Raw genomic sequence first — 17,859 nt, 5'->3', positions numbered from 1 at the left:
GGAACTTCTCTTTTTTACTGCAAACCTGCGCGCCACGGCTGCCGCGGCAACCGTCGCTTATTCATTGCCACCCCCGGCAAGCGGATTTCTCCGAGCGGCGTCCAGCCAGACATCATGCCAAATGACCATTTCACTTTGATGACAGATCACCAGGAAAAATATTGTCGTTTTGCATTGCTATCGTTCACTATGCATGAGGCTTGCGATGCACGGCAAATACGATTTGCTTTGCATATTTATATCAAAACGCTATAAATAAGCAAAACACGGGCCTCGAAACATTGTTTGCCCAGCATTTATTCCTGCCAGAGGGAACGACGGAATTATAAATGAGGCATTCCTATAAGAAATCTCTTAACGCGGATATTCGCCAAAGGGAGCGCTCTGGACGAAATTGTGTAGCGAGTTGACCACAAAGTTAAACTTATGATCACATTTTCGCCACGCCGCGCCCTGCCGGGAAGCGGCGCCGCTCCGGGCCGGCGGCGCCGGCCGGAACCTTGATCAGCGGGCGGGTGCGGTGCGCTGGCGGTCGAGCGCGGCGATGTCGGCCTCGAATTTGCCGAAACGCACGTCGAGCTGGCGCTTCAGGCGCTGCTTCTGCGCTTCGGGCAGGAAGGCGTAGCGCACGCTGTCGTAGGACAGCCTCTTCACCTCGGCGTAGTCTGGCTTGTAGCGGCTGGCAAACAGCATGTACTCGTTGGACAAGTCGTGGCGCGTCACCCCGGCGTCGTCGGTCGAGATGACGAAGGGCACGCCATGCTTGCGGTACAGGGTCACCGGATGGGCCTCGCCGCGCACGCCGTTGATGAAGTCGTTGCTGGTGAGGTTGATCTCGACGGGAATGTCAGCCTCGCGCATCTTCTTCATGATGCCCAGCACGTTGCTCTCGTGCGCCAGGTCGATGCCGTGGCCGATGCGGTCGGCGTGGCCCAGCGCCAGCGCCTGGTCGATGTGGAACTTGAGCCCTTCCGGCGCGACGTCGCCCAGCGCCAGCTCGCCCGCGTGCAGCGCGACCTTGACGTTCGGATACTGCGCCTTGAGGAACTGGAACATCTTCATGTGCAAGGTGTAGTCGCGCATCGACACCATCTGGCTTTCCTGGCCGACGATGTTGACGCCGACGATCAGCTCGCTCTGGCCGGCCGCCTTGAAGCCGGCCACCATCGACGAGAACACCTGCGACGGCGCCAGCAGGCGCAGCACGTAGGACTGGTAGCGCATGGTGAATTTGTCGTCGTCGATGCCGGCCGCGGCCGAGGCGATCTTGGCGACGTAATCGTCGATGGTGCGCTGGAAGCCGGCGTCCTGGTTCAGCTGGGCGAGCTGGCTGCGCATCAGCGCGGTCAGCTCCGCGTCGTCGCGCGCCTGCCAGGCCCGGGCGTCGAAACCGGCGTCGGTCGAGAACGGCGCCATCTTGAACATCGTTTCGATGTAGCTGACGTTCTCCGCGATGGCGCGCTGCTTGAGGGTCTGCAGGCCCTCATTGAAATTGGCGTTCGACACCGGGCCGAAGAAGCCGAAGGTCTGGAAGAACTGGCGGTCCGGCGGCGGCTGCACCGCGCCGTGGTTGCGGAAGTCCTTGCTCGACCAGCGCTGCAGCAGCTCGCGGTAGGCGGCGTCGTCCGCATACACTTCGCCCGAGGACAGGCAGTTGCGCTGCGCCGCGGGCAGCGCGCGCTCGGCGTCGATCACGGCCTTGTTCGTTTCGATGCGGTAGGTGGTCTTGTTGACGCACAGGCCCTGCTTGTCGAGGAAATCGACGTACTGCTCGGCGTACAGCGCGCCCGAATAATGGTGATGCAGGTCGCCGCCCTTGGGCATTTGCGAAAAGAACATGGTCAGTTCGGCCAGCTTCGGATCCGCGCCGCTAACCAGGCCGGCGAAATAATGCGCAGTGGCCGCTTCGTTGCCCTTGGTGGCAGGACCCTTGGCGCCGGCGTCGACGGCGATGCCCGCCAGGGCCAGGGCGAGCATGGCGCCGCTTAATGTCTTGTGCATTCGATGTTCTCTCGGTAAATGTTTGTGCGTGGTGCGCGGCTACTGTATAGCCTTCATGCCTTGTTTGCAACACGCAGCATGATGTTGCTTTCCAGCACCATTTCACCGGGTTGCGGGTATAATATCGCTGAGTCCGGCCACTGCGCGCCGACGAAAAATTGCGCCTTCCTTGACCTTGACCGGTTGACGACGGGCAACACATCATATCTACTGGTGAGTGCGCAGCCCAGACGCGCACTTTCCATATTTTCGTCATTCGATCGGGGCTTTAATTCATGTCGAACGCCAGGTTCCTCAGTCCGGAGCTGTTCAAAGCCGTGAAGCGCGATGTGGCCAAACACATCAAGAGAAAGCTGCGCGGCATGGAAATCGACGTGACCGACATGGAGCTGCACAACTCGTCGCAGACCAAGACGCTGCGCGTGTATGTGACGCTGAGCCGCACCACCAACCTGAAGGCGCTGTACCTGGCCGAATCGATGATCTGCAAGGAGCTGCAGGACGAGTTTTCGATGCAGCCGCACGCGTTCTACTGGCGCTACCTGCCGGAAGAAAAGGTGGCCGAACAGCAGGCGCCCTCCCCGACATCCGCAACCTGAACCACACTGCCATGGCCAATCAAAAAATACTTGTAGTGGACGATTCCCTGTCGCAGCGGCTGGTCCTGAACGCCCTCCTGACCAAGGAGGGGCACCGCGTCATCATGGCCAACGACGGCGAGGAAGCCGTCGCCAAGGCGAAGAGCGAGCTGCCGGACCTGATCATCATGGATATCGTCATGCCGGGCCTGAACGGTTTCCAGGCCACGCGCGCCATCACCAACGACGAGACCACCTGGCACATCCCGGTGATCCTGTTGACCAGCAAGGACATGGATTCGGACCGCGTGTGGGCGCTGCGCCAGGGCGCCACCGCCTTCCTCAACAAGCCGCTCGATCATGTCAAGCTGCTCGAGCTGATCGAAACGCTGGCGTAAAAATGGGGTCAGGTCCGCAGGACCAGACCCCGGCGTCGGCAGCATCGGGGTCTGGTCCCGCGGACCTGACCCCATCTTCGCATTTACCGCTGATGAACCAGGCGCCCGCCTGAATAGGTCGCCGCAATCGCCCGATCGTCTCCCAGCAGCGCCAGCGCAAACAACAGCTCTTCCAGGTTATTCAGTTCGGCACTGCGCCGCGCCAGCAGCGGCGTGGCCTGCGGATCGAGCACGATAAAGTCCGCCTCGGTCCCCGGCGCGAAATTGCCGATCGTCCCTTCGAGCTGCATCGCCCGCGCGGCGCCCAGCGTCGCCAGGTAGAACATGCGCAGCGCCGGCAGGTAGCTGCCCTTCATGCGCGCCACCTTGTACGCCTCGTTCATCGTCTGCAGCATGCAGAACGCCGTGCCGGCGCCCACGTCCGACGCCAGCGACAGCGGCACCCGCGCCACGTCGGCGCGCTCGAAGTCGAACAGCCCGCTGCCCAGGAACAGGTTGGAGGTCGGGCACACCGCCGCCGCCGACTGCGTTTCGGCCATGCGCGCGAAGTCGCGGTCGTCGAGCCAGATGCAGTGGCCGAAAAAGGCGCGCGGACGCAGCAGGCCGTAGTGGTCGTACACGTCGAGGTAGCTGCGCGACGCCGGGAACAGCGACTTGACCCACTCGCATTCGTCGCGGTTTTCCGACACGTGGGTCTGGATGAAGGTGTCCGGGTAGGCCCGCGCCAGTTCGCCCGTCAGCGTGAGCTGGGCTTCGGTCGACGTCGGCGCAAAGCGCGGCGTCAGCGCGTACAGCGAGCGCCCGCGCTTGTGCCATTTGCGGATCAGCTCTTCGCTGTCGCGCGCCCCACTCTCCGCCGTGTCGGCGAGGAATTCGGGGCAGTTGCGGTCCATGAGCACTTTGCCGGCGACCATGCGCAGGCCGCGCGCTTCGCTGGCTTCGAAAAACGCGTCCACCGATTCCTTGTGCACGGTGCAGTAGACCATCGCGGTCGTCGTCCCGCTGCGCAGCAGCTGGTCGAGGAAGAACTCGGCCACTTCGCGCCCGTGCGCCGGGTCGGAAAACTGGCGCTCGGTCGGGAAGGTGTAGGTCTCCAGCCACGGCAGGAGGCCAGGCGCCGGCGAAGCGATCATGTCGGTCTGCGGAAAATGCAGATGGGTGTCGATGAAGCCGGGGACGATCAGCTTGCCGCGGTAGTCATGCACCTCGACGCCCTCGGGCAGCGTAGGCGCCAGCTGGGCGTAATCGCCGGCGGCATGGATCTTGTCGCCGTCGACCAGCAGCAGTCCGTCCTCATGCCAGGAGTAGGCATGTTCGGCGAACGCCGGATCGGCGTGGAAGTGCAGCAGGCTGGCGCGATAGGCCCGCAGGCTTGGCATTACAGTGGACATCAGGGTCTTTCTTGTTACGGCTCAGCAGGAGCCTACCAGTCTAATGGGCGGCGCGCCAGCATCGGCGCGCGCGGCCGCTTCCCACAGCATCAACAGTTGCGCCGATACCGACGCGGCGATCACGGCCGGCTCCTTGCCGGTGATGCCGGGCAGGCCGATCGGGCAGGCCATCGCGTCGATGCGGGCCGGGTCGAGGCCGCGCGCGCGCAGCCGGTGTTCGAACTGCTTGCGCTTGGTGTGCGAGCCGATCAGGCCGAACCAGCCGACCTGCGGCCGCGCGAGGATCGCTTCGGCCAGGCGCTGGTCGAGCGCATGGGAGTGGGTCATGACGAGGTAGCTGGCGCCGGCCGGCGCGCTGGCGACCACGTCTTCGGGCGCATCGGTCGCTTCGATGCGCACGTTGTCAGGTACGTGTTCCGGGAACAGGTCGTCGCGTTCGTCCACCCAGGTGATGGTGCACGGCAGGTGGGCCAGCGCGCGCACGACGGCGGCGCCGACGTGGCCGGCGCCGAACAGCACCAGATGGGCGCGCGGCGCTTCGACCTGCGCGACCAGCCAGCGGCGGCCGTCCTGCTCCTGCATCACGTGCGTGCCGCGGGTGCGGGCGAACACGGGCGCGGGCGAACCGGCGAGCTGCACGCCGGCGGCGTCGAACAGCGCGGTTTCAATCGCGCCGTCGAGCGCGGTCAGGCGCCAGCTGTCGCTGTCGCGCCGTTCGGCCAGCAGCGATGCCTGCGCGGGGTCGGCCAGTTCGAACGCCAGGTGCACCACGCCGCCGCAGCATTGGCCGAGGCTGGGGCCGAGCGCAAACCGCTCGAAATGGCGCGCGCGGCCGTCCAGCAGCATGGCGCGGGCGATCTCGATGGCGCGCAGTTCCAGGTGGCCGCCGCCGATCGTGCCGGCCAGGCCGGCCTGCGTGACCGTCATGCGCGTGCCCGGTCCGCGCGGGACCGAGCCTTCGCCAATGGCCACCGTCACCAGAACTGCCGGCGCGGTGCTGGCCAGGCGCCACTCGTCCATCACGCGCCCACTGCCGCTTCGACGGCGGCGATCGACTTGAGGATTTCCTCGCTGGTGGCCGGGGAGTTCAACGGCGGATTGACCTTGTGGCCGCCGACCGCCGACACCGCGTCGCGGATCGCGAAGAAGACCGAGAACGGCAGCAGCAGCGGCGGCTCGCCAACGGCCTTGGAGCGGTGGATGCTGTCGGCCACGTTACGGTTCTTGAAAAGCTTCACGCGGAAGTCGTCGGGGCAGTCGGACACGCCAGGGATCTTGTAGGTGGACGGCGCGTGCGTCATCAGCTTGCCTCCGTCGTTCCACCACAGTTCCTCGGTGGTGAGCCAGCCCATGCCCTGGATGAAGGCGCCTTCGACCTGGCCGATGTCGATGGCCGGGTTGAGCGAGTTGCCGGCGTCGTACAGCGCGTCGGCGCGCAGCAGCTTCCACTCGCCGGTCAGGGTATCGACCACCACTTCGGCCACGGCGGCGCCGTATGCGAAGTAGGAGAACGGATTGCCGCTCATGGTTTTCGGATCCCAGTGCAGTCCCGGCGTTGCGTAGAAGCCGTCGGACCACAACTGCACGCGCGCCAGGTAGGCTTTCTGCACCAGTTCCGGGAAGCGCACTTCGTGGCCGTTGACGTGGACGATATCGGCGGCGAAGCGCACTTGCGCGACCTCGCCTCCATACAGTTTGACCGCATAGGCGGCCAGACGTTCCCGGATCTGGCGCGCGGCGTCCTGCGCCGCCTTGCCGTTCAGGTCCGCGCCGGTCGATGCGGCGGTGGCGGAGGTGTTGGCGACCTTACTGGTGTCGGTGGCGGTGGCGCGCACGTGCGCCATATCGACGCCCAGCTCGTGCGCGACGACCTGCATCACCTTGGTGTTGATGCCCTGCCCCATTTCGGTCCCGCCGTGGTTGACCAGGATCGAGCCGTCCACGTACACGTGCACCAGCGCGCCGGCCTGGTTCAGGTGGGTGACGTTGAAGGCGATACCGAACTTGACCGGCGTGAGCGCGAGACCTTTCTTCAGCACCGGGCTGCTCGCGTTGAAGGCGTCGATCGCTGCGCGGCGTGTGCGGTATTCGCTGGACGCTTCCAGTTCGGCCGTCAGCGCGCCGATGACGTTGTCCACCACGACCTGGCCGTAGGGCGTGACGTTGCGCGTGTCGTCGCCGTAGAAGTTGATGCGGCGGATGTCGAGCGCATCGCGGCCCAGGTTGCGGGCGATTTCGTCGATCACGTATTCGATCGCGATGGCGCCTTGCGGGCCGCCGAAGCCGCGGAAGGCGGTGTTGGACTGAGTGTTGGTCTTGCCGCAGGCGGCGCGGATATCAACGTCGGACAGGTAGTAGGTATTGTCGAAATGGCAGACGGCGCGCGTGGCGACGGGGCCTGACAGGTCGGCCGAATAGCCGGCGCGGGTGACCATGTCGACCTTGGCGGCGACAATGCGGCCGTCCTCGCCGTAGCCGACTTCGTATTCGTAGTGGAAGCAGTGGCGCTTGCCGGTGACGAGCATGTCGTCGTCGCGGTCGGCGCGCAGCTTGACGGGGCGCCTGAGCTTTGCCGCGGCGATGGCGGAGGCCGCGCACCACAGCGCCGACTGCGATTCCTTGCCGCCGAAGCCGCCGCCCATGCGCCGGCATTCGACCGTGATGTTGTGCGAGTGGACGCCCAGCGCGTGCGCGACGACGTGCTGCATCTCGCTCGGGTGCTGGGTCGAGCACAGCACCAGCATGCCCTTGTCTTCCTTCGGCACGGCGTAGGCGATCTGGCCTTCCAGATAAAACTGTTCCTGGCCGCCGACGTAGAGCTCGCCCTTGACCGAGTGCGGCGCGCGTTCGAACGCGGCCTGGTAGTCGCCGCGCGCCAGGCGCATCGGCGGCAGCACGTAGGACTGAGCGGCCTTGGCAGCCTGCGGCGTCAGGATCGCCGGGAGTTCTTCGTAGACGACGTCCGCCAGGCGCGCGGCGCGGCGGGCCTGGTCGTGGGTCTCGGCGACGACGATGAAGATCGGCTGGCCGACGTACATCACAACGCCGTCGGCGAAGATCGGGTCGTCATGGATGATCGGGCCGCAGTCGTTCACGCCAGGGATGTCGCCGACAGCAAATACGCCGACCACGCCGGCGGCCGCGCGCACTTTGGCCAGATCGATCGACACGATGCGCGCGTGTGGCTTGGACGACAGGCCGAGGGCGCCGTGCAGGGTGCCCTGCACTTCCGGGATGTCGTCGGTGTAGGTGGCCTGGCCGAGCACGTGCAGCGCGGCCGATTCGTGGGCGCGCGGGACGCCGACGGCGCTCCACGGTTTGACGACAGGGGTATCCGCTTCGCTCATGCTGCTTCTCCTTCAGCGCGCATGGCGAACGCGTTGACCGCGCCGGCCGAAAGCGGCTGTTCGCTGCGCGTCTCGAACCAGAAACGGCGCAGCAGGTTTTGTGCGGCTTTCATCCGGTAGGCGCTCGATGCGCGCATGTCGGACAGCGGCGCGTAGTCCTGCGCCAGCATTGCCATCGCTTGTTTCAATGTGTCTTCGCTCCAGGCGCGGCCGGCCAGCAGGGCTTCGGTTTGCGCGGCGCGCTTCGGGGTGGCGGCCATGCCGCCGAACGCGATGCGGGCATCGCTAATGATGTCGCCGTCCATGCGGAACGCGAAGGCGGCGCACACGGCGGAGATGTCCTGGTCGAAGCGCTTGGCGAGCTTGTAGGTGCGGAACTGCACGCCGGCCTTTGGCGTCGGAACGCGCACGGCCTGCACGAACTCGCCGGCTTTGAGGTCCTTCTGCTGGTAGCCGAGGTAGAAGTCTTCCAGCGGCATGGCGCGCACGCCGTCCGGGCCGCGCAGCATCAGTTCGGCGCCGAGTACGATCAGCCACGGCATCGAGTCGCCGATCGGCGAACCGTTGGCGACGTTGCCGCCCAGGGTGCCGGCGTTACGGATCGGCAGCGAGGCGAAGCGCTGCGCCATCTCGGTCAGCTGCTCGGGGTAGTGCTTGCAGATGGCGGCGTAGGCGTCTTCCAGCGTGGCGCCGGCGCCCACTTCGATCATGCCGGCCGATTCTGTGATGGCTTTGAGCGCGTCGACGTGGCCGAGGTAGATGATGTCGCCGACGTCGCGCAGCTGCTTGGTGACCCACAGGCCGATGTCGGTGGAGCCGGCCAGCAGCAGCGCCTTCGGCTGCGCGGCGCGGACCTGCGCCAGTTCGTCGAGGGTGCGCGGCGCGTAGAAGGTGGCGCCGGCGGCGCTGTAGACGGCCATCGTGTCGCGCTTCAGGGCGGTGAGTTGTTCGGTCAGCGCGGCGCGGTCGAATTCGACGCGCGGCAGTTCGCCCATGCGGTAGGCGGCGTCGATGATCGGGCGGTAGCCGGTGCAGCGGCACAGGTTGCCGGACAGGGCGTCGTCGACCTGGCAGCGGGTCGGCTGCTTGCCTTCCTGCTTGAGGTACATCCCCCACAGGGACATCACGAAGCCGGGCGTGCAGAAGCCGCACTGGGAGCCGTGGCATTCGACCAGCGCCTGCTGGACCGGGTGCAGCGTGCCGTCGGGCTGCTGCATGTCTTCGACCGAGAACAGGGCTTTGCCGTCGAGCGTGGCGGCGAACTGGATGCAGGAGTTGACCGCCTTCAGCGACACCTCGCCGTTTTCCAGCGAGCCGATGACCACCGTGCAGGCGCCGCAGTCGCCTTCGGCGCAGCCTTCCTTGGTGCCGGTGCAGTGCAAATCCTCGCGCAGATGCTGCAGAACCGTGCGGGTAGGCGCCACGTTGTTGAGCTCGCGGACCTTGCCCTGATAATAGAAACGAATTGGATCTGACATGCTTGCCTCGGTTTTCTCCCAGCTTACTAGGTTAACACCGGCGACCCGACCACATATATCAATTTTGCGATGTCGGTTATACCAAATCTCGCATAATTCAACAGCGCCGGGGTCTGGTCCTGCGGACCTGACCCCATTTTCAAATGCCCACGCCGGCGACCAAGATGGGGTCAGGTCCGCAGGACCAGACCCCTAGCCTTCGAACGGGTGCGTGGCTTTCCAGTGGTTGGCGATGTCGATGCGGCGCGCGACCCACACCTTGTCGTGCGACTGCACGTAGTCGAGGAAGCGCGCCAGCGCCGCGGCCCGCCCCGGCCGGCCGACGATGCGGCAGTGCAGGCCGATCGACAGCATCTTCGGCTGGTTCAGGCCATTCGGGTCGCCTTCGGCGTACAGCGTGTCGAAGGAATCCTTCAGGTAATCGAAGAACTGGGTGCCGCTATTGAAGCCTTGCATCGCGGCGAAGCGCATGTCGTTGGAATCCAAAGTGTAGGGCACCACCAGCTGCGGCTTCACCGCGCCGTCGCTGGTTTTGACCTGTTCCCAGAACGGCAGGTCGTCGCCGTAATTATCGGCGTCATAGGCGAAGCCGCCGTGTTCGACCACCAGCCGTCGGGTATTCGGGGAATCGCGCCCGGTGTACCAGCCCAGCGGCGCTTCGCCGGTCAGTTCGCGCATGATCCGCACCGCCTCGGCCATGTGGGCGCGCTCGGTGGTTTCGTCGACGTTCTGGTAGGAGATCCATTTCAGGCCGTGGCAGGCGATTTCGTGGCCCAGCTCGCGAAACACGGCGACCGCTTCCGGATTGCGCTTGAGCGCCATCGCGACGCCGAAGATGGTCAGCGGCATCTTGCGCTGCTCGAACATGCGCAGCAGGCGCCACAGGCCAGCGCGTGAGCCGTATTCGTACAGCGACTCCATGCTCATGTGGCGCATCGGGAATGCCTGGGCGCCGATGATTTCGGACAGGAAGGTCTCGGACGCAGGATCGCCGTGCAGCACGCTGTTCTCGCCGCCCTCTTCGTAGTTCAGCACGAACTGCAGCGCGATGCGCGCCTGCCCGGGCCATGCCGGATGGGGTGGATTGCGGCCGTAGCCGGCCAGGTCGCGTGGGTAATTGTCGTAGGTGCTCATATTCGCCATCATATAATGTTCGCAATACCTTGGTATATGATCGCGGCGATACACGACATATAGGAAAAAACCATGGGCAAACTCAGCACCCACGTGCTCGACACCACGCAGGGCAAGCCGGGCGCGGGCGTGCGCGTCGAACTGTACCGGCTCGACGGCGGCGCGCGCGCGCTGGTCAAGGCCGACACCACCAATGCCGACGGACGCTGCAGCACGCCGCTGCTCGAAGGCGACGCGATGGCGGCCGGCAAGTACGAGCTGGTGTTCGCGGCCGGCGACTATTTCGCCGCCCAGGGCGTGGCGCTGCCCGAGCCGCGTTTCGTGGACCAGGTGACGATCGCCTTCGGCATCGCCCACGCCGACCAGAACTACCACGTGCCGCTGGTGGTGACGCCGTGGTCCTACTCCACCTATCGAGGCAGCTAGGGTCAGCAAGACGCCGGATCGGGCCGCTATTTGCTATTGTGGGAATGATTGCAATCCGGGAGTTTCCATGGCGTTACATATCGTTCACTTCATCGGCCCCATCAACCATTCGTCGGCCTGCACCGTGCGCAACCTGTGCCTGCAGGCGCTGCAGGCGGGCGCCAGCGAGATCGAGCTGCACCTGTCTTCCGAGGGCGGCAACATGACGGCCGGATTCGCGCTGTATTACTTCCTCAAGTCGCTGCCGGTTCCGCTGACCACCCACAACATGGGCAATATCGAGTCGATCGCGGTCGTGATCTTCCTGGCCGGCACGAAGCGGCGCGCCTGCCCCGGCTCGCGTTTCCTCGTGCATCCGCTCAACTGGGGCTTCGGCAACCTGGTGGCGGCCGACCATTCGCGCGTGTCGGAATGGCGCGAATGCCTGGACTTCGACGCCGAACGCTACGCCAACATCTATGAAGAAGCCACGCGCGGCGGCGCCGGGCCGGACGACATCCGCACCCACCTGTTCGGCAACGCGCGCCTGTTCACCGCCGAGCAGGCCCTGGCCGCCGGCCTGATCGACAGCGTGACGCAGGCCAGGTTGCCGGCGCACGGCGAGACCTCGCACTGGTGGAATGGGTAAAGCCCCACACTGGACAAACTTGCAAGGAAAGCGCGGGGGCCGTAGAATTCGAAGCTCTGCGGCAGCACTACGCCGCGCCATCTGGGCCCGGCCCGCTGTCGATGCACCCAGCATTATTTAGTCTTTCTCCTGGCGGTAAGCCTTGAATACCGTGCCGCTCTGGGCACTGGTGCTTGCCCTCGCCGTCCTGATACTGTGCTCGGCCTTTTTCGCCATGGCGGAAACGGCGCTGATGGCGGCCAACAAATATCGCCTGCGCCACCTGGCCAAACGCGGCAACAAGGGCGCCATCACCACTTTGTGGCTGCTGGAGCGCACCGACAAGCTGCTGTCGCTGGTCCTCATCGCCAACACCCTGATCAATGCGATGGCCACCGCGCTGGTGACGACCATCGCGATCCTGTTCTTCGGCCATGACGAGAGCGTGCTGACGATCGCCACCGCCGTCGTGGCTTTTCTCCTGATCGTGTTCGCCGAAATTTCGCCGAAAGTGATCGGCGCGACCTATCCGGAAAAAATCTCGCTGGCGACCAGCCTGTTCCTGAAACCGCTGATGGCCGCGGCCAAGCCCGTGATCTGGTTCGTCAACCTGTTCGTCAAGGTGGTGCTCAAGTTGCTGCGCATCAAGTCCGGCCACGATATCCATCAGCACCGACTCTCGCCCGAAGAACTGCGCTCGATCGTGCTCGAAGGCGGCAATTTCATTCCGCAAAAGCACAAGAGCATCCTGCTCAACCTGTTCGACCTGGAAACCATCTCGGTCGAGGACATCATGACCCCGCGCGCGCAGGTCGAGGCGCTGAACCTGGCGGTGCCGGTGGAAGAGATCAAGCACCAGCTGACGACCTGCTATCACAACAAGCTGCCGGTGTACGAAGGCGAGATCAACCAGATCGTCGGCATTTTGCATGTGCGCAAGGCGGTGGCGCTGCTGAACCAGGCCGAGGAACTGACCATTGAGCATTTCCGCGAACTGCTCGTCGAGCCCTATTTCATTCCGCAGGACACCGGGGTGTTCACGCAGCTGCAATATTTTCAGGAAAACAAGGAACGCCTGGGGATCATCGTCGACGAGTACGGCGAGGTGCAAGGCCTGGTCACGCTCGACGACATCATCGAGGAAATGATCGGCGAATTCACCACCTCGGTGCCGGGCGCCTCGCGCAGCGAGACCTTCGGCTGGGACGCGCATGGCGAATGCCTGCTGGAAGGGTCGACACCGCTGCGCGACATCAATAAGCAACTTGGGCTAAATTTCCCGCTGGATGGCCCGAAGACGCTCAATGGCCTGATGCTCGAACTGCTGCAGGAAATCCCCGAGGCGGCGATCAGCCTGAAGACGGCGAACTGCGTGATCGAGGTGGTGCAGGTGCAGAACCAGGCGATCAAAGTGGTCAAACTGAAACGGCCGGCCGGGCATAAACGCCATCATTGAGCGCACCATGATGACGCATGCCATTTTGTCTACGTGGTATGCATGCCGCTTCGCTGCGACAAACGCTTTACAAAAGTAGTGCCCGGAGGCATCATCCAATGCAGTTTCGCCCCATTTCCCTCTGGTGATGGCGAATTTTCAACGTCCTCCCCTCACCCCGCGCGCATATGGCAGCTGTGATTTCGAACCCCGCTTCAGGCACTCCGATGTCGGGATTGGCGCGCGCGCTGACCCAGGCGGGGCGCCTGACCGCGGCGCAGGCCGACACGCTGCAAAAGAAGGCGGCCACGGATAAAGTCCAGTTCATCGACAGCCTGGTCACGAGCGGCCTGATCGACGCGCGTTCGCTGGCGGTGTTCTGCGCCGAGACCTTCGGTTATCCGATGATGGACTTGCAGGCCTTCAATGTGGCGCTGCTGCCGCCGAAGGCCATCGACGACAAGCTGATGCAGGCGCAGCGGGTGATCGCGCTGGCCAAGCGCGGCAACAAGATGTCGGTGGCGATTTCGGACCCGACCAACAACCAGGCGCTGGACCAGATCAAGTTCCAGAGCGAAGCGTCGGTCGAGCCGGTGATCGTGCCGCACGACGCCCTGTTGACCTTGCTGGCGGCGCTGGGCAAGAGCGCCGAGCAGAGCCTGCAGGAACTGGCCGGCGACGAGCAGGATATCGAATTTGCCGAGGACGCGCCGACGACGGTAGCGCCGGACGCCGCCAACGAGATCGAAGACGCGCCGATCGTCAAGTTCCTCAACAAGATCCTGATGGACGCGATCAACCTGGGCGCGTCGGACATCCACTTCGAGCCGTTCGAAAAGTTCTACCGCATCCGCCTGCGCGTGGACGGCGTGCTGCGCGAGCACGCCCAGCCGCCGATCACAATCCGCGACAAGCTGGTCTCGCGCATCAAAGTGCTGGCCAAGCTCGACATTTCCGAAAAGCGCGTGCCGCAGGACGGCCGCATGCGCCTGGTGCTGTCGCCGGTCAAAACCATCGACTTCCGCGTCTCGACCCTGCCGACGCTGTTCGGCGAGAAGACCGTGATGCGTATTCTCGACGCGACCCAGGCCCAGATGGGCATCGACGCGCTCGGCTACGACCCGGACCAGAAGGAACTGCTGCTCGAAGCCATCCAGCGTCCGTACGGCATGGTACTGGTGACGGGCCCCACCGGCTCGGGCAAGACGGTGTCGCTGTACACCTGCCTGAACGTGATCAACAAGCCGGGCATCAATATCTCGACCGCGGAAGACCCGGCCGAGATCAACCTGCCCGGCGTGAACCAGGTCAACGTCAACGACCGCGCCGGCCTGACCTTCCCGGTCGCGCTCAAATCGTTCCTGCGCCAGGATCCGGACATCATCATGGTCGGCGAGATCCGCGACCTGGAGACGGCCGACATCGCGATCAAGGCCGCGCAGACCGGCCACATGGTGTTTTCGACGCTGCACACCAACGACGCGCCATCGACATTGACGCGCCTGATGAACATGGGCGTGGCGCCGTTTAACATCGCCTCGTCGGTCATCATGATCACCGCGCAGCGCCTGGCGCGCCGCCTGTGCACCTGCAAAAAGCCGATCGACACGCCGCGCGAGATCTTGCTCGGCGCCGGCTTCCGCCCGGAAGAACTGGAAGGCGACTGGAAGCCGTACGGCCCGGTCGGCTGCGACCGCTGCCTGGGCGGCGGCTACAAGGGACGGGTCGGCATCTACCAGATCATGCCGATCACGCCGGCCATCGAAAAAATCATCCTAGCCCACGGCAACTCGATGGAAATTGCCGCGCAGTCGGAGGCGGAGGGCGTCAAGTCGCTGCGCCGGTCCGGCCTGATGAAGGTCAAGCAGGGCCTCACCAGCCTCGAAGAAGTGCTTGGCTGCACTAACGAATAGGAAACCGAATGGCAAGTTCATCATCGAAAGCCGGCCTGGCCCAGGTCAAGGAAAATGTCTATGCCTGGGAAGGCAAGGACAAGGCCGGCAAGACCGTGCGCGGCGAGCTGCGCGCGGGGGGCGAAGCCATCGTCAACGTCACCTTGCGCCGCCAGGGCGTGATGGTCACCAAGATCAAGAAAAAGGTCTATCGCAGCGGCAAGAAAATCACCGGCAAGGACATTGCCCTGTTCACGCGCCAGCTGGCGACCATGATGAAGGCCGGCGTGCCGCTGCTGCAGTCGTTCGACATCGTCGGCAAGGGCCACGCGAACCCGTCGATGGCCAAGCTGATCATGGACCTGCGCAACGACATCGAAACCGGCACCAGCCTCAATAACGCGTTCCGCAAGTACCCGCTGTATTTCGACCCGCTGTTCTGCAACCTGGTGGGCGCCGGCGAGCAGGCCGGTATTCTGGAAGACCTGCTGACGCGCCTGGCGGTGTACAAGGAAAAGACGCTGGCCATCAAGGGCAAGATCAAGTCCGCCCTGACCTACCCGATTTCGATCCTGGCGATCGCCTTCATCGTCACCGCGGTGATCATGATCTGGGTGGTACCGGCGTTCAAACAGGTGTTTGCCAGCTTCGGCGCCGACCTGCCGACGCCGACGCTGGTGGTGATGGCGATTTCCGAATTCTTCGTCGCGTGGTGGTGGATGATCTTCGGCAGCCTTGGCGCGGCGATCTACTTTTTCTTCCAGGCCTGGCAGCGCTCGCCCAAGGTGCAGCGTTTCATGGACGTGGCGCTGCTCAAGGCGCCGGTGTTCGGCGGCGTGATCCGCAAGGCGGCGATCGCGCGCTGGACGCGCACGCTGGCGACCATGTTCGCGGCCGGCGTGCCGCTGGTCGAAGCGCTCGATTCGGTCGGCGGCGCGGCCGGCAACGTGGTCTACCTCGACGCGACGCGCAAGATCCAGAGCGAAGTGAGCACCGGCACCAGCCTGACCATGGCGATGCAGAACGCCAACGTGTTCCCGCCCCTGGTGACCCAGATGGTGGCGATCGGCGAAGAGTCCGGCGCGCTCGACTCGATGCTGGGCAAGGTGGCCGACTTCTTCGAAGAGGAAGTCGATGAAGCCGTCGCCGCGCTGTCGGCGCTGATGGAGCCGATGATCATGGTGATCCTCGGCGTGCTGATCGGCGGCCTGGTGATCGCGATGTATCTGCCGATCTTCAAGCTGGGGTCGGTGGTGTAAGGCTTGCCGCCTGCAACCGAGCCGCCTTCGGGCGGCTTTTTTCATCGTGCGCTCAAGATCAAGCGATCTTCGCATCTTGCTAAGTAGCGTAGCAGGTAAGGTTATATGGGTTAATATGAGATCAAATCATATGACCTAATCAGGCATCCTACCAAGGTAAGTAGCTATGAACTCACCCTTCGAGCACCCGGAGAAGGAAGCTCTGATGCTGGCCCGAGCGCGGAGTGCGGTGTTGAATTCGGGCGATTGGATGTCGGCGCCGCAGATTTCAGAGGCGGCTGGCTTCAGCCCGACCAATCCAAGTATACAACCGGGCAAATGGAAACGTGCAGGCGCAATTTTTGCGATTCGCCACAACGGTGTCGATTACTACCCTTCGTTTGGTCTCGACCCGAGCAATGGGTACCGCCCGTTGAAGTCCTTGAGCGCAGTAGTGGAAGTTCTGGGACGGATCAAGGATGGGTGGGGGATGGCCTACTGGTTTCAATCTGTAAATAGCTATTTAGGCGGGAAGCGTCCCCAGGATCTACTGGCGACGGCGCCAGAGCGGGTACTCGCAGCCGCTGTCGAAGAGGTCCAAGAAATAGCACATGGTTAGGGGCCCGGCCAAAGGCCAACCAGGCCGCGACGCTGCTGGCGCCGGCGCCGCGGTACTTCCCCCCGCGAAGATTGCTGTTTCCACTATGGAATGGGCCGTCGAAACGATTATTCATCGGGTACATCTGAGCGTCTACGCCAGTGATGAATTCAATCCGGGCCTTAGCGGTAGCGCACGGTTTAGTCCAATCAAAGACGCTTTGGGGGCACCAGTCCCGACGCTCTACGGAGGATCGACTTTCGAGTGCGCGATGATGGAAACCGTTTTTTACGACGTTCCGTATGCGTCTGGCTTGAAAACGTTCGACAAAGCAAGGCTAGCCCGGCAAGTACACTCTCAGCTAACACCTGGCGCGAGCCTCATGCTCGCTGACTTCCGCGGCAGGGCGCTCCGCAAACTCGGCGTGCCGAGAAGCCGGATCATCGATACCGAGGCCGATCAGTACCCCATCACCCGACAGTGGGCTGAAGCTATTCACAATCAGCACCCCGATGTGCAGGGTATGTGCTGGACTTCGCGGCAGGATGACAGCGCCCAAGCTTTGATTATTTTTGGCGACCGCCTTGGGAAAGGCGTCCTGAATCAAACCGGCGTATCGCGAAGTCTCATCGAAGACTTGCCTACCTATCGCGCGGTTTTGGCCTTGGCCGAACAGATCGGCGTCGAAATCGTGACGAAATCCTCCTAGACGCATCGATGTTGTTGGGCGACCGACGACTCTCTGGCGCGCCTCATCCACTGCTCAGTTGTGGCAACATGAGGGAATGAAAATACTCACTGCCCTGTTCAGCTCCGTGCACGCGCTGATGGCGCTCCTGTTTGCCGGCGCCGCGCTGATGCTCATCGTGATCTCTGCCCGGATGGGATGGGCGGCCTTTGCGGGCGGCCTCGACGGCGCCGCGGCACTGTCAATCATCGAGGCCATGGGGCTGCTGGCGTCGGGTGTGGTCGCGCTGCAGATCGCCGAGACCATCGTCGAGGAAGAGGTTATCCGCGACACCAACATCAGCGCGCCGACCCGGGTGCGGCGCTTCCTGTCGCGCTTTTTTGTGGTCGTGGTCGTGGCGCTGGCGGTCGAAGGACTGGTCGCCACGTTCAAGGCGCTGCACGAAAATCCGACTCACCTTCCCTACGCGGCCAGCATCCTGGTCGCCGTGGGCATCCTGCTCGCCGCGTGGGGGCTGTTCATCCACCTGAACCGGTCGGCCGAGGAGCTCGAACCCGAAGCGATGGAGGAAGCGAAAGCCGAGGACGTGAAACTCAAGTAGCCGCTGAAAATGGGGTCAGGTCCGCCGGACCTGACCCCGACGCTGAC

The 17,859-nt window shown here is 63.8% G+C and carries 16 protein-coding genes; 10 read left to right on the top strand and 6 right to left on the bottom strand.

Annotated features, from left to right (window positions below; all coding sequences use genetic code 11):
* Positions 1–504 precede the first annotated feature (504 nt).
* On the bottom strand, positions 505–2,001 hold the full coding sequence (locus Q4S45_RS01880; protein ID WP_305508618.1) for an adenosine deaminase: 1,497 nt from the start codon (positions 1,999–2,001) through the stop codon (positions 505–507).
* A gap of 275 nt (positions 2,002–2,276) precedes the next feature.
* Here Q4S45_RS01880 and Q4S45_RS01875 point away from each other — a divergent pair, with 275 nt between their 5' ends.
* Positions 2,277–2,600 (top strand): hypothetical protein, encoded by a 324-nt coding sequence (locus tag Q4S45_RS01875; RefSeq protein WP_305508616.1) that lies wholly within the window; start codon positions 2,277–2,279, stop codon positions 2,598–2,600.
* An 11-nt stretch (positions 2,601–2,611) separates the two neighbouring features.
* Entirely contained in the window at positions 2,612–2,977 is a 366-nt protein-coding gene (locus Q4S45_RS01870; RefSeq protein WP_305508615.1) for a response regulator, read from the top strand.
* 83 nt (positions 2,978–3,060) lie between these two features.
* Here the strand turns inward: Q4S45_RS01870 and guaD are convergent, their stop codons facing one another.
* The 5 genes from guaD to puuE form a co-directional block, all read right to left on the bottom strand.
* Positions 3,061–4,368, bottom strand: coding sequence for a guanine deaminase (gene guaD / locus Q4S45_RS01865; RefSeq protein WP_305508613.1), 1,308 nt, complete (start codon positions 4,366–4,368; stop codon positions 3,061–3,063).
* A gap of 21 nt (positions 4,369–4,389) precedes the next feature.
* Positions 4,390–5,388, bottom strand: coding sequence for a xanthine dehydrogenase accessory protein XdhC (xdhC, locus tag Q4S45_RS01860; protein WP_305508611.1), 999 nt, complete (start codon positions 5,386–5,388; stop codon positions 4,390–4,392).
* Positions 5,388–7,715, bottom strand: a complete 2,328-nt coding sequence (gene xdhB, locus Q4S45_RS01855) for a xanthine dehydrogenase molybdopterin binding subunit (protein WP_305508609.1) — start codon at positions 7,713–7,715, stop codon at positions 5,388–5,390. The genes xdhC and xdhB overlap by 1 nt, the downstream gene beginning before the upstream one ends.
* On the bottom strand, positions 7,712–9,193 hold the full coding sequence (xdhA, locus tag Q4S45_RS01850; protein WP_305508607.1) for a xanthine dehydrogenase small subunit: 1,482 nt from the start codon (positions 9,191–9,193) through the stop codon (positions 7,712–7,714). The genes xdhB and xdhA overlap by 4 nt, the downstream gene beginning before the upstream one ends.
* Positions 9,194–9,385: 192 nt before the next feature.
* Positions 9,386–10,327 (bottom strand): allantoinase PuuE, encoded by a 942-nt coding sequence (gene puuE / locus Q4S45_RS01845; RefSeq protein ID WP_305508605.1) that lies wholly within the window; start codon positions 10,325–10,327, stop codon positions 9,386–9,388.
* 72 nt (positions 10,328–10,399) lie between these two features.
* On the opposite strand from puuE, the gene uraH reads away from it, so the two are divergent.
* From uraH to Q4S45_RS01805, 8 genes are all read left to right on the top strand, one after another.
* Positions 10,400–10,753 carry a hydroxyisourate hydrolase gene (gene uraH, locus Q4S45_RS01840; protein WP_305508603.1) on the top strand — a complete coding sequence of 118 codons (354 nt, stop codon included), beginning with the start codon at positions 10,400–10,402 and terminating at the stop codon, positions 10,751–10,753.
* A 67-nt stretch (positions 10,754–10,820) separates the two neighbouring features.
* Positions 10,821–11,381 (top strand): ATP-dependent Clp protease proteolytic subunit, encoded by a 561-nt coding sequence (locus tag Q4S45_RS01835; protein ID WP_305508600.1) that lies wholly within the window; start codon positions 10,821–10,823, stop codon positions 11,379–11,381.
* A 142-nt stretch (positions 11,382–11,523) separates the two neighbouring features.
* Positions 11,524–12,816, top strand: coding sequence for an HlyC/CorC family transporter (locus Q4S45_RS01830; protein ID WP_305508598.1), 1,293 nt, complete (start codon positions 11,524–11,526; stop codon positions 12,814–12,816).
* A 206-nt stretch (positions 12,817–13,022) separates the two neighbouring features.
* Complete coding sequence (gene pilB / locus Q4S45_RS01825; protein WP_305508596.1) at positions 13,023–14,708, top strand: type IV-A pilus assembly ATPase PilB; 1,686 nt, start codon at positions 13,023–13,025, stop codon at positions 14,706–14,708.
* 8 nt (positions 14,709–14,716) lie between these two features.
* Positions 14,717–15,946 (top strand): type II secretion system F family protein, encoded by a 1,230-nt coding sequence (locus Q4S45_RS01820; protein ID WP_305508594.1) that lies wholly within the window; start codon positions 14,717–14,719, stop codon positions 15,944–15,946.
* Between the two features lie 166 nt (positions 15,947–16,112).
* Positions 16,113–16,544, top strand: coding sequence for a hypothetical protein (locus tag Q4S45_RS01815; protein WP_305508593.1), 432 nt, complete (start codon positions 16,113–16,115; stop codon positions 16,542–16,544).
* Positions 16,537–17,232 carry an RES family NAD+ phosphorylase gene (locus tag Q4S45_RS01810; protein ID WP_305508591.1) on the top strand — a complete coding sequence of 232 codons (696 nt, stop codon included), beginning with the start codon at positions 16,537–16,539 and terminating at the stop codon, positions 17,230–17,232. Before Q4S45_RS01815 ends, Q4S45_RS01810 begins: the two co-directional genes overlap by 8 nt.
* Before the next feature lie 76 nt (positions 17,233–17,308).
* Positions 17,309–17,812: a hypothetical protein gene (locus tag Q4S45_RS01805; RefSeq protein ID WP_305508589.1), complete on the top strand. Its 504-nt coding sequence runs from the start codon at positions 17,309–17,311 to the stop codon at positions 17,810–17,812.
* Positions 17,813–17,859: the final 47 nt, after the last annotated feature.

The organism is Massilia sp. R2A-15 (assembly GCF_030704305.1).
Taxonomy (GTDB): Bacteria; Pseudomonadota; Gammaproteobacteria; order Burkholderiales; family Burkholderiaceae_D; genus JAFCUW01.
Note: the sequence above shows the minus strand (reverse complement) of the source record. Positions and strands in the feature narration are given on the sequence as shown.